The 13,022-nt window shown below is 37.1% G+C and carries 11 protein-coding genes; 6 read left to right on the top strand and 5 right to left on the bottom strand.

Translation table 11 applies throughout. The annotated features are described in order from the left end of the window. Positions 1–40 precede the first annotated feature (40 nt). Complete coding sequence (locus B0G92_RS01235; protein ID WP_101470813.1) at positions 41–916, bottom strand: cell division protein FtsX; 876 nt, start codon at positions 914–916, stop codon at positions 41–43. Positions 917–1,104: 188 nt separating this feature from the next. Here B0G92_RS01235 and leuS point away from each other — a divergent pair, with 188 nt between their 5' ends. Both leuS and B0G92_RS01225 read left to right on the top strand, forming a co-directional pair. Continuing rightward, entirely contained in the window at positions 1,105–3,969 is a 2,865-nt protein-coding gene (gene leuS / locus B0G92_RS01230; RefSeq protein WP_101470812.1) for a leucine--tRNA ligase, read from the top strand. Between the two features lie 101 nt (positions 3,970–4,070). Further along, on the top strand, positions 4,071–4,769 hold the full coding sequence (locus B0G92_RS01225) for a zinc metallopeptidase (protein ID WP_101470811.1): 699 nt from the start codon (positions 4,071–4,073) through the stop codon (positions 4,767–4,769). 189 nt (positions 4,770–4,958) lie between these two features. Here the strand turns inward: B0G92_RS01225 and B0G92_RS01220 are convergent, their stop codons facing one another. Together B0G92_RS01220 and B0G92_RS01215 are read right to left on the bottom strand one after the other, a co-directional pair. Continuing rightward, positions 4,959–5,429 (bottom strand): Lrp/AsnC ligand binding domain-containing protein, encoded by a 471-nt coding sequence (locus B0G92_RS01220; RefSeq protein ID WP_101470810.1) that lies wholly within the window; start codon positions 5,427–5,429, stop codon positions 4,959–4,961. A 159-nt stretch (positions 5,430–5,588) separates the two neighbouring features. Continuing rightward, positions 5,589–6,959 carry a saccharopine dehydrogenase family protein gene (locus B0G92_RS01215; RefSeq protein WP_101470809.1) on the bottom strand — a complete coding sequence of 457 codons (1,371 nt, stop codon included), beginning with the start codon at positions 6,957–6,959 and terminating at the stop codon, positions 5,589–5,591. A gap of 123 nt (positions 6,960–7,082) precedes the next feature. On the opposite strand from B0G92_RS01215, the gene B0G92_RS01210 reads away from it, so the two are divergent. Both B0G92_RS01210 and pckA read left to right on the top strand, forming a co-directional pair. Next, a complete protein-coding gene (locus tag B0G92_RS01210) occupies positions 7,083–7,469 on the top strand; it encodes a DUF423 domain-containing protein (protein ID WP_101470808.1) in 387 nt (128 codons plus the stop codon). An 80-nt stretch (positions 7,470–7,549) separates the two neighbouring features. Then, positions 7,550–9,178, top strand: coding sequence for a phosphoenolpyruvate carboxykinase (ATP) (pckA, locus tag B0G92_RS01205; RefSeq protein ID WP_101470807.1), 1,629 nt, complete (start codon positions 7,550–7,552; stop codon positions 9,176–9,178). Between the two features lie 68 nt (positions 9,179–9,246). Here pckA and B0G92_RS01200 read toward each other — a convergent pair whose 3' ends face one another. Together B0G92_RS01200 and B0G92_RS01195 are read right to left on the bottom strand one after the other, a co-directional pair. Further along, positions 9,247–10,005, bottom strand: a complete 759-nt coding sequence (locus B0G92_RS01200) for a uroporphyrinogen-III synthase (RefSeq protein ID WP_101470806.1) — start codon at positions 10,003–10,005, stop codon at positions 9,247–9,249. Between the two features lie 20 nt (positions 10,006–10,025). Further along, positions 10,026–10,691, bottom strand: a complete 666-nt coding sequence (locus tag B0G92_RS01195; protein ID WP_056071889.1) for a DUF4271 domain-containing protein — start codon at positions 10,689–10,691, stop codon at positions 10,026–10,028. 217 nt (positions 10,692–10,908) lie between these two features. Here B0G92_RS01195 and B0G92_RS01190 point away from each other — a divergent pair, with 217 nt between their 5' ends. Together B0G92_RS01190 and B0G92_RS01185 are read left to right on the top strand one after the other, a co-directional pair. Continuing rightward, the gene (locus B0G92_RS01190; RefSeq protein WP_101470805.1) at positions 10,909–11,634 is read left to right on the top strand and encodes a polyprenol monophosphomannose synthase; all 726 of its coding nucleotides are present in this window, start codon (positions 10,909–10,911) and stop codon (positions 11,632–11,634) included. A gap of 44 nt (positions 11,635–11,678) precedes the next feature. Continuing rightward, the gene (locus tag B0G92_RS01185; protein ID WP_101470804.1) at positions 11,679–13,019 is read left to right on the top strand and encodes a dihydroorotase; all 1,341 of its coding nucleotides are present in this window, start codon (positions 11,679–11,681) and stop codon (positions 13,017–13,019) included. Positions 13,020–13,022: the final 3 nt, after the last annotated feature.

Below are 13,022 nucleotides of genomic sequence, written 5' to 3'. Positions count from 1 at the left end.
TTTTTATATATACCAAAAATCTTAAATCAAAAATCCAATATTAATACAAATCATCCGTACGCAAATTCAAAAATCGCTGGGTTGCAAAGAAAGTGCTGAACCAGGTAATCAGAATCCCGACAATTAGCACGCCAACCAATACCAGGCCAACCATCAACTGGTCTTCCATGATTTTCAGATTTGGGAAATTAGTTTCTACATAATACAATACGCCAATCAAAGCGAAGATGGCCAAAAGCGATCCGATGATTCCCAATTTGATGCTTCGCCAGATAAAAGGCTTGCGGATGAATGATTTTGTTGCGCCAACCATTTGCATGGTCTTAATGATAAAACGGTTCGAATAAATGGATAAACGCATGGAGCTGTTAATCAGTAAAACGGCTACCAGCGCCAAAAATCCGCTGGCAATTAAAATCCAGAAACTGATTCTCTGGATATTGTCATTTACCAGATTGACTAAAACCTTATCATAAACAATATCAGAAACCATAGGATTTGTAACAATTGTTGATTCAAATTTCTTGATGCTGTCCGCGACTATATAATCTGCTTTTAAGTGGATGTCGAATGAATTTTCCAATGGGTTTTCGCCCAAAAATGCCATAAAATCCTCTCCAATAATGTCCGTATGCTGCTTGGCAGCTTTTTCTTTGGTTACAAATTCGTAAGACTTTACAAATTTTGAGGTTTTTAATTGGGTGTCGAAAGCATTAATAATACTGTCGTTAGCCTCATTTTTAAAATAAACCGACATGGCGATTTCTTCCTTAAAGTCATCTGACAATTTCTTTGAATTGATTACAAATAACCCCAAAATTCCTAACAAAAAGAGCACTAGGAAAACGCTCAATACCACGGAAAAATAAGAAGAAATAAGTCGTCGTTTTTGAAATTTTTCAAATGATGAAGCCATAGTTTTGATTTAATGCTGTAAAAATAATAAAGATTTCTTTAAACACAGTTTATAACGCTCAAAGTTTTGACTTTCGTACAATAAACGTAAATTTGCCTCCTTGAATTGATTTTTTTTGTATATAGCAAAATAACTCTCAGAACATTAACCTTAAACCTAAAGATCTTAGCGACTTAGAATCTGATACGATGAAATACAATCCTAACGAAATTGAAGCCAGATGGCAAAAATACTGGGCAGAAAACGGAACTTTCCACGCAGAGAATAATTCTGAAAAGCCAAAATACTATGTTTTGGACATGTTTCCTTATCCTTCGGGGGCGGGCCTCCACGTAGGACATCCGCTTGGGTATATTGCTTCAGATATTTATGCAAGATTTAAAAGACACCAGGGATTTAATGTTTTGCATCCGCAAGGTTATGACAGCTTTGGTCTTCCGGCAGAGCAGTATGCTATTCAGACCGGGCAGCATCCGGATAAAACAACCAAAGAGAATATTGCCCGATACAGAGAGCAGTTGGATAAGATTGGTTTTTCCTTTGACTGGAGCAGGGAAGTAAGAACATCCAGTCCTGAATATTACAAATGGACACAATGGATTTTTATCCAATTGTTCAATTCCTGGTATGATAAAGATGCTGATGAGGCACGCGATATAAGAACCCTTGTCCTTGAATTTGAAGAAAACGGAAACGAAAAAGTAAACGCTGTTGCTGATGATGCGATTCCAACGTTTTCTGCCAAAGAATGGAAATCCTATTCCAAAGAAGAACAGGAAAGAATTTTATTGAAATACCGTCTTACGTTTTTGGCAGAAACAGAAGTAAACTGGTGCCCGGCATTGGGAACTGTTTTGGCAAATGACGAAATTGTAAATGGCGTTTCTGAAAGAGGAGGACATCCGGTAATCCGTAAAAAAATGACGCAATGGAGCATGAGAATCTCAGCTTATGCAGAGCGTCTGCTTTCAGGATTGGAAACAATTGATTGGACAGAATCTTTGAAAGAAAGCCAAAGAAACTGGATAGGAAAATCAGTTGGTGCTTCAGTTACGTTTAAAGTAAAGGACTCTCAATTTGAAAGAAATGCGGTAGATTATATTTTGAGCGGAGATGAAACAAACAATCATGTGATTGAAGTTTTTACAACCCGTCCTGATACCATTTTTGGTGTAACCTTTATGACTTTGGCTCCGGAACATGATTTGGTAGCAAAGATTACTACACCAGAACAAAAGAAAGCTGTAGAAGCCTATGTTGAAGCTACTTCTAAAAGAAGCGAGCGTGATAGAATGGCCGATGTAAAAACTATTTCAGGTGTTTTCACGGGAGCTTATGCAGAACATCCGTTTACGAAAGAAGCCATTCCGGTTTGGATTGGAGACTACGTATTGGCGGGTTATGGAACCGGAGCAGTTATGGCGGTTCCTTGTGGAGATGAACGCGATTATGCCTTTGCCAAGCATTTTAATATTCCGATTAAAAATATTTTCGGAGGAGTGGATATTTCTGAAGAGGCCTATGCCTCAAAAGATAATGTGGTCATTGATAATTCCGATTTTCTAAACGGACTGGATTACAAACAGGCTACTAAAAAGGCAATTGAAGCATTGGAAGAATTAGGACAAGGAAAAGGAAAAGTCAACTATCGTTTGCGCGATGCTGTTTTTTCACGCCAAAGATATTGGGGTGAGCCTTTCCCGGTTTATTATGTGAACGGATTGCCACAGATGATTGAAACGCAACATTTACCGGTTCGTCTTCCGGAAGTAGAAAAATATTTGCCAACAGAAGACGGGCAACCGCCTTTAGGGAATGCATCAGAATGGGCATGGGATACTAAGAATGCTAAGGTTGTTAGCAATGAGCTGATAGACGATGTGACTGTTTTTCCTTTAGAACTCAATACGATGCCGGGTTGGGCAGGAAGTTCCTGGTACTGGCTTCGTTATATGGATGCACATAATGAAGAGGAGTTTGTTTCTGAAGAGGCCCAGAATTATTGGCAGAATGTCGATTTGTATATAGGAGGTAGTGAACATGCTACAGGCCACTTGCTATACTCGCGTTTCTGGAACAAATTCTTGAAAGACAGAGGTTTTGTGAATCAGGAAGAGCCGTTTAAAAAGCTAATCAATCAAGGAATGATTTTAGGAATGAGTGCTCTGGTTTACAGGATTTCCGGAACCAATACTTATGTTTCTAAAAACATCAAAAACAATTACGAAACAGAAGGACTTCACATTGATATTAGCCTTGTGAATGCTTCAGATGAGATTGACATTGAACAATTGAAAAAATGGCAGCCACAATTTCAGGATGCTGAATTTGTGACTGAAAACGGAAAGTTTTTTGTAGGCAGGGAAGTAGAGAAGATGTCGAAGTCAAAATACAATGTTGTCAATCCGGATCATATATGTGAAGAATACGGAGCAGACACATTACGCCTATACGAAATGTTCCTTGGGCCACTGGAGCAAGCCAAGCCATGGAATACTGCCGGAATTACAGGTGTCTTTGGATTCCTGAAAAAACTTTGGAAGTTGTATTTTGACGATAGTGGTTTGATAGTAAATTCAAATCCTGCTTCACCGGAAGCGTTAAAGACTTTGCACAAGACAATCAAAAAAGTACAGGAAGACATCGAGAACTTCTCATTCAACACTTCCGTAAGTTCTTTTATGATTGCGGTAAATGAATTGACAGCAATGAACTGCCACGAACGTTCTATTTTGGAACCTTTAGCAGTTTTAATTTCACCTTATGCACCTCATATAGCGGAAGAGTTATGGGAAAGATTAGGCCATAAGGAAAGTATTTCAGCGGTACCGTTTCCACGATTTAATCCGGAATATCTGATAGAAAACAATAAAGAATATCCGGTATCTTTCAACGGCAAAATGCGTTTTACAATCAATCTTCCACTGGATTTGACCGTTAAGGAAATTGAAAATATTGTAATGGCTGATGAAAGGACAATCAAACAGTTGGATGGAAAAACACCAAACAAAATTATTATTGTTCCTGGCAAAATAATCAATTTGGTAGGCTGATTTTAAGAGAATATTAGCACTGACAAACTTTCAGTATTGACAAAACCTCGCTATATTGGCGAGGTTTTTGTTTGTAAATAAGTAATCAAAAAACTTAAAAAATGATAGGATATTATATCTTAATAGGTGTTATCGCGTTGGTTAGCTGGGCTGTTAGTGCCAGGCTTCAAAGCAAATTTGAATTTTATTCGAAAGTACATTTGCGCAACGGAATGAGTGGTGCTGAAATAGCCGAAAAAATGTTGCAGGATCATGGCATTACAGGAGTACGTGTAATTTCGACTCCGGGCCGATTGACAGACCATTATAATCCGTCAGACAAAACAGTAAACCTGAGTGAAGCAGTATACAATCAAAGAAATGCCGCAGCTGCTGCTGTTGCAGCCCACGAAGTTGGACATGCCGTACAGCATGCTAAAGCTTATGAATGGTTAAAAATGCGTTCCAGGCTAGTTCCGGTTGTAAGTGTGGCTTCGGGAATGTCGCAATGGTTAGTAATTGGTGGATTAATTCTTGGTGCAGCTACTGGTTTTGTAGGAGGCTTCTATATTGCAGTAGCTGGTTTGGTTATGATGGCATTAGCTACTCTATTTAGTTTTATTACACTTCCTGTGGAATATGATGCCAGCAACAGAGCTTTGGCGTGGTTTAAAAATAAAAATATGCTGACTCAACAAGAATATGCCGGGGCAGAGGATTCTTTAAAATGGGCCGCAAGAACCTATCTTGTAGCTGCAATTGGTGCATTGGCTTCGCTATTGTATTGGGCGCTACAGGTTTTTGGAGGAAGAAGAGATTAAAGGGAATTTATGATTTAAGAGTTAAGATTTTAGATCTTGTAGAATAATTGAAATGATCCGTGTTTGACAAAGCACGGATTTTTTTTGACAATAGCTTATGCATGGCAATTTAAGTTTGTATACATATCATCTGTTTTACATCACCACCAAAAATCTGAAATCTAAAATCTGCAATCTAAAATCCCAAATCTACAACTGTATCTGCCTTTCTATCTGCTGGTCTAAAGAAATAAAAGTTTCGGTTCTGGAAACACCTTCTATGACCTGTATTTTGGTATTAAGTAATTGCATTAAATGTTCGTTATCACGACAAATCATTTTGATAAGGATGGACCAGTTTCCTGTCGTATAATGACATTCCAGAACTTCAGGAATTTTCCGTAACTCACGAACAGCTTCCGGATTTCGGGCTGCCTTGTCCAAATAGATTCCTACAAAAGCCATGGTGCTGTAGCCTAAAACTTTTGTGTTTACAACGAATTTTGAGCCGGAAATAACGCCGGCTTGTTCCAGTTTGCGCAGGCGCTGATGAATAGCAGCTCCGGAAATGCCTATTTTATTGGCAATTTGAAGTATGGGTTTTCGGGCATCTTCCATTAAGCTACGAAGAATTTCTTTGTCGATGCCATCGATTTCTATCTGTAAGGAATTAATCTTCATAGCTTTTGATTTGTAACCGAATTGAAGATTTCCGGTTTTAGTTTAATCAAAAATATGAATTTTTTGTTTGATTTTGAGGAATTAATGCCGCAAATTACGCAGATTCTCTCGGATTTTATTAATCAGCGGAAATCAGCGTAATCAGTGGCAAAAAATATCTTATCCCGCTACATGCATTGGATTATAACCCATATAAGGCACTTCTTTTTCATTAAAGGTTACGCCGTAATTTTCCAGTTCTTTTAAAATTGGGAGATAAACTTCTTTGTGTATTGGTAATTGAACACCAGGAGTTTTGATGTTTCCGTTCAGGATTTGTAAAGTAGCTATGGCTACAGGAAGTCCCACAGTTTTTGCCATAGCAGTATAAGTCTGGTCATCGCCTATGCAAACCATGGTGGAATCAATCTGTTTTTCTTCTCCATTAAGTACATAACCAAATTTGTGATACATTACAATCATGTCTTTGTCATGTTCTTCCAACGACCAGCTTTCGCTTAATATTTTTTCAAGAATCTGTGCGGGCGTAGCATTTTTCAGGCCAACAATTTTCTTGTTATTGAATAGGTCCAGTTCCAATAATTTATCCCATTTGATATCGTCCTGGTCAATTTTCAGGATTAATCGTAATTTGATTTCTACAGAATCGGTTGGGTGGTAAGGCAAAAAGGAATTTGTGAATTCGCGATAAGTCATCGTTTCGGAATTTTCCATAACATAGCTGTCATCTGTCATTCCAAGCTGAACAAACATATTCCAGGCTTTGGAAAAACCTACACGTCGGATAGTTCCTCTGTATAAAGTCAGTGCGTCATCCAATCCGTAAACGCTTCTGTATTTCAGGGAATCGCGATTGGCATAACCTTCAAACCGGCCATAACCTTCAACTTCCATAAATTCAGTTCTTCTGAATAATTTATGATAAGGAATATACTTATAAGTACCTTCCTGAATAAATTTAGCAGCACCGCCTTGTCCGGCCAATACTACATTTCTGGGATTCCAGGTAAATTTATAGTTCCAAAGATTATTGTCTGATTCCGGAGCAACAAGTCCGCCACAAAAAGATTCGAAAAGAATAATTTTACCGCCTTTGTCACGAATCTCGTCTATTACTTTCATGGCGCTCATATGGTCTATTCCCGGGTCGAGCCCGATTTCGTTCATAAAAACCAAATTATTTTCTTTGGCTTGAGCATCCAGGTTTTGCATGGCTTCGCTGATGTAAGAGGCAGTAACCATATGCTTTTTATACGTAATGCAGTCTTTTGCAACTTCAATATGCATATGGGCCGGCAGCATGGAAATTACAATATCTGCCTTTTGTATCTCTTCTTTTCTCTGGCTTTCATTAAAGATATCGAAAGCAATAGCAGTGGCATTTTTGTGATTTTTTGTTTTTCTCTGAGCCAGTTCTAATGACAGGTCGCCAATAGTGAGGTGGAGATTTTCTTCTTCCGATTTGTTTAGAAGATATTGAATTAGTGAAGAAGCAGACCTTCCGGCCCCGATTATTAGAATATGTCTCATGAAAAACCGTAAATTTTTAATAATAACACAAAAGTAAGTATTTGTTATATTTTATAAAACTTAATGTGGGTTTGATTATCATAAAGTTTTTAAGATGCTTAACTTTGCAGTAAATTAAAAACAATGGATAGGAAGATTATAGCTGCAGCGGCAATTTTAGGTTTTGTCGCTATTATATTAGGTGCATTTGGCGCACATGCCTTGAAAAAGGTCCTGGATGTTGAGCAATTGGTTTCTTTTGAAACAGGAGTACGATATCAAATGTACCATGCCTTATTTCTGCTATTTCTTGGAACTACAAAATTGGTGTCTGATAAAACTAAAAGCACAATCTATTATTTAGTTATATCAGGCGTTTTGTTTTTTTCCGGCTCTATTTATCTTTTGGCAACCAGAAATATAACAAATGTAGATTTCAGCGTTATAGGATTTATAACGCCAATTGGAGGTTTGCTGATGATTATAGCCTGGGCTTTGCTTTTTTTGAATATCCTTAAGCAAAAAGCATAAAGTTTTATCAAATATATTCAAACTGAAATTTAATTTTTACTTTTGCCAAATAATTTTAAACACAACTCAATAAGAATTCTATGGATAATTACACCCAATTTACGAAAACGATTTCGTTAGAGAAATATGGAATCAAGAATGTTGAAGAAGTGATTTACAATCCTTCTTATGAAATGCTGTATGCGGAAGAGTTAAATCCAAATCTCAAAGGGTTTGAAAAAGGGCAGTTGACAGAGCTGGGAGCAGTAAATGTAATGACGGGTGATTTTACAGGACGTTCTCCAAAAGATAAATATATTGTTCAGGATGATGTCACTAAAGACACAATCTGGTGGACATCAGATAAAGCGGTTAATGATAACAAACCAATCAGTCCACAAACCTGGGAAGCTTTAAAAAAGACAACAGTAGATCAGCTTTCTGGTAAGAAATTATATGTAGTGGATGCATTTTGCGGTGCCAATGAAAATACAAGACTAAAAGTAAGATTTATTGTTGAGGTAGCATGGCAGGCGCATTTCGTAAAAAACATGTTTATCCGCCCAACAGAAGAAGAGCTTGAAAATTATGGAGAACCAGATTTTGTGGTAATGAATGCTTCAAAAACGGAATTTTCTGATTATAAGGCACATGGTTTGAACTCAGAAGTATATATTGCTTTCAATCTTACTGAAAAAGTTCAGATTATTGGAGGTACATGGTATGGTGGTGAAATGAAAAAAGGACTTTTTGCCATGATGAACTATTACCTTCCATTACAGGGAATTGCTTCAATGCACTGTTCTGCTAACAAAGGAAAAGATGGTGATGTAGCTGTTTTCTTCGGATTGTCAGGAACAGGAAAAACAACGCTTTCTACAGACCCAAAACGCGAATTGATTGGAGATGATGAGCACGGTTGGGACAATGACGGTGTTTTCAATTTTGAAGGAGGATGTTATGCGAAAACAATCGACCTGAGCAAAGAAAACGAGCCGGACATCTATAATGCTATCAAAAAAGACGCATTGCTTGAAAACGTAACAGTTGATGCAAACGGTAAAATTGATTTCAAAGACGGTTCTGTAACTCAAAATACAAGAGTTTCATATCCAATTTATCATATCGATAATATTGTAAAACCGGTTTCTAAGGCCGGGCACGCTTCAAAAGTAATTTTCCTTACGGCAGATGCATTTGGTGTTATGCCTCCGGTAGCGAAGCTGTCGCCGGAACAGACTAAATATCACTTTCTTTCCGGATTTACGGCAAAATTAGCCGGTACTGAAAGAGGAGTGACTAAGCCGGAACCTACTTTCTCTGCTTGTTTTGGAAAAGCGTTCCTTTCGCTGCATCCAACACAATACGGTCAGGAGCTTGTAAAAAAGATGGAAGAGCATAAAGCTACTGCCTATCTTGTGAATACAGGTTGGAACGGTACCGGGAAAAGAATTTCTATCAAAAATACCAGAGCCATTATCGACAGAATTTTAGATGGTTCACTTGAAAAAGCAGAAACAACAACGTTGCCGATTTTTAATTTTGAAATTCCAACGGCCCTGGAAGGTGTAGACTCTGACATCCTTGATCCGAGAAAAACGTATGCTGATGCGTCAGAATGGGAAACTAAGGCTACAGATTTAGGAAAATTGTTCGTAAAGAACTTTGCGCAATATGCTACTAATGAAGAAGGTCAAAATCTGGTGAAAGCTGGTCCTCAGGTTGACTAATCCTGAATTATAAGATAATAAAAAACCCTGCATTTGCAGGGTTTTTTTATGATTAAAAGAAAAGGAAATTACTTTCCTTTGTCTTCTTTGTTTGCTTTTGCAATATATTTTTCCAATGCCATAGTCATGGATGGGGCTTCAGGAGAAGGAGCCATGATGTCAACTCTCAATCCATGATCCAAAGCTTCTTTTTGCGTAGTACTTCCAAATACGGCAATTCTGGTGTTATTTTGCTCAAAATCCGGGAAGTTCATGAATAAAGACTTGATTCCTGTCGGGCTGAAAAAAGCCAAAACATCATAATAAACATCGGCTAAGTCAGACAGGTCGCTCATTACCGTTTTGTAAAAAGTAGCCTGTGTCCAGTTCACTTTTAAATTATTCAGTGTTTGTGGCGCATCAGCATTTAATTGATCTGAAGCAGGCAATAGAAATTTCTCGTCTTTATATTTCTTGATTAGAGGAGATAAATCAGCGAAGTCTTTTTGTCCTACATAAATCTTGCGTTTTCTGTAGATTACATATTTTTGAAGATAAAAGGCAATCGCCTCAGACTGGCAAAAATATTTCAAATCTTCGGGAATCTTATATCTCATCTCTTCTGCTACCCTGAAAAAATGATCGATGGAATTTTTGCTGGTTAAGATGATGGCTGTAAAATTGTTCAAGTCAATTTTTTGCTGTCTCACGTCTTTTGCGCTAACGCCCTCAACGTGGATAAAAGGCCTGAAATCAATTTTGACTTTGTGCTTTTGTTGCAACTCAAAATATGGAGAGTTTTCTACTTTAGGCTCTGGCTGCGAAACCAAAATTGTTTTCACTTTCATAGTTGACGTTTTCTTGTGTACTACCTTTTTGTAAACCAATAATACATGAAATAATAAGGTGCTATTTCAAGAGCGCAAAGATACAAAATAAAATAAAACAACTTGCCGATAATCAAATTTTGATAAATTTTTAAAGAAAGAAGATAAGTAAGTATGTTTATTAACAAAATGATAGCAATAAGGAAATATATTAATAAATCTATTGGCGTATCATTATAGAACAGGATTACATTTAAAGGGAGGATGCAAAGTCCTATATAAGTTCTATAGCTGACTTTTTGTAAATTAAACTGTTCGCTAAATTCTTCAATATTAAAAGAAGTAGCTATAATCTTCTCTATGAGATATTTAGAAAGTATGAAGATGCTCAGCAGTGTGACGATTTGAATGTAAGTAACCCAGTCTGTTTTTGAAGTATAGCCAAAATAACTCAAAATGATTTGGATAAAAAAAGCAAAAGAAATGACTTGTACGATAAACAGTGAAATCGTAAACCAGTTCATCAGATTGCCACTGTCTCTGTAAATCTTGATGTATTTGTCGCTGTATGCCAATCTTGAAAAATCAGAAAAGCGACCTTCGAAAACGCCTCTTGTAGCCGCAATAAGTATAAAGCACAGCACAAACAGTACGGTTGCCCAATCTTTGCTTTCTAAAATTCTCGGCTGTAAAACGATTTCTAACATGGCGTAAAATTAATGATTTTTATTACTTTCTCTTTTTATTTTTTTTCGCTGATAGCCTATTGATGATAGCCAGGAAATTAGATGAATTTTAGTTAAAAAAAGCAAGGACCGAAAATCAGATAAACCCAATGAAAATTAAGAAAGGCGGAGATTATTATAATTTTATTATGAATCAACTACTATAAAAAGTTTACTTTTGTGATGAAATTATGCAAATATGAACGACGGCATTGTTATAATTCCCACTTATAACGAAATTGAAAATATCGAAAGTATCATCAGGACTGTATTTTCTTTGCAGAAGCCGTTTCATGTTTTGATTATTGATGACAATTCCCCGGATCATACCGCACAAAAAGTAATGGCGCTTCAGGAAGAATATCCCGGACGACTTTTTTTAGAACAACGAAGCAAAAAATCAGGCCTGGGTACTGCTTATGTACATGGTTTTAAATGGGCTCTTGAGCGGGAATACGAATACATTTTTGAAATGGATGCCGACTTTTCACACAATCCGCACGATTTGGAAAAGTTGTATGATTCCTGCCGTTTTGGTATTTATGATGTAGCCATTGGTTCCCGATATGTTACAGGAGTGAATGTTGTGAACTGGCCTTTAAGTCGTGTTTTACTTTCCTATTTTGCTTCTGTTTACGTCAGAATGATTACCGGAATGGAAATTCGCGACACTACTGCCGGATTTGTATGTTACAAAAAGAATGTTTTAAAAAGCATTAACCTGAACAAGATAAAATTCATAGGTTATGCTTTTCAGATTGAAATGAAATATAGGGCTTATGCCAAAAAATTCAAAATTGTTGAAGTGCCGATTATTTTCACGGACAGAACAAAAGGACAATCAAAAATGAGTAATTCTATTATTAAGGAGGCCATTTTTGGGGTTATTGTTTTAAGAGTAAAGAAAATGTTCAACAATCTGTAAGGCGATTTCCTCACAGTTTTAATGTGCAAAAAAATAAAGAAGAGATGAAAAGTGTTTTGATTAAGAATGCCAAAATAGTAAATGAAGGAACTATTTTTGAAGGAGACGTTTTAATTGAAAACGAATTTATTGTTGAAATTGCGGAAACCATCAGCGCAAAATCATCATCAACAAAAATCATCAATGCAGAGGGTAATTATTTAATTCCCGGAGCAATTGATGATCAGGTGCATTTTAGGGAACCGGGCCTTACGCATAAAGGAGATATCGCGTCAGAATCGCGCGCTGCCGTTGCCGGAGGTATTACATCTTTTATAGAAATGCCCAATACAAATCCTCAGGCTACAACTATAGAACTGCTTGAAGATAAATTTAAGATTGCTTCAGAAAAATCGATAGCCAACTATTCCTTTATGTTTGGTGGAACCAATGATAATTTGGAAGAAATCCTGAAAGTAAATCCCAAGACGGTTGCCGGTCTCAAATTGTTTTTAGGATCTTCCACAGGAAATATGCTTGTGGATAATGATGAAGTTTTGGAAAAAATCTTTGCCAGCACTCCGTTACTGATTGCCGTACATTGCGAAGACGAAACTACAATCAAAAACAATCTTGCAAAATATAAAGAAGAATACGGTGATGATATTCCAATGAAATTCCATCATCTGATCCGAAGTGAGGAAGCCTGCTATTTATCTTCTTCAAAAGCAATTGAATTGGCAAAGAAGACAGGTGCCAGATTGCATGTTTTCCATCTTTCCACGGCGAAAGAAATGAAATTGTTTACCAATAAAATTCCTTTGGAGGAAAAGAAAATTACTGCGGAGGCCTGCATACACCATCTATGGTTTACGAACGAAGATTATGATAAGAAAGGCAGCCTTATAAAATGGAATCCTGCAGTTAAAACCCAGGCAGACAAGGATGCGCTTTGGGAAGCTTTGCTTGACGACAGAATTGACGTTATTGCTACAGACCATGCGCCACATACGTTGGAAGAAAAGAAGAATCCTTACACTTCTGCACCTTCCGGAGGACCTTTAGTACAGCATGCCGTTGTAGCCATGTTTGAGGCTTTCCATCAGGGAAAAATTTCGGTAGAGAAAATCGTGGAAAAAATGGCCCATAATCCTGCAAAAATTTTCAAGATTAATAAAAGGGGCTTTATTAAAGAAGGCTATTATGCAGACTTGGCAATTGTCAACGCCGGATTGCCATGGAGCGTTAAAAAAGAAAATATTTTATACAAATGTGGTTGGTCGCCATTTGAAGGATATACCTTTAAGTCAAGAATAACACATACATTTGTAAATGGTGAACTGGTCTATAATAATTTTAAAGTAAAAGACGTGCATCCGGGAATGCGATTGGAATTTGACCGTTAATAG

Source organism: Flavobacterium lindanitolerans (assembly GCF_002846575.1).
Lineage (GTDB): Bacteria > Bacteroidota > Bacteroidia > Flavobacteriales > Flavobacteriaceae > Flavobacterium > Flavobacterium lindanitolerans.
This window is presented reverse-complemented; position numbering and strand designations above follow the sequence as displayed.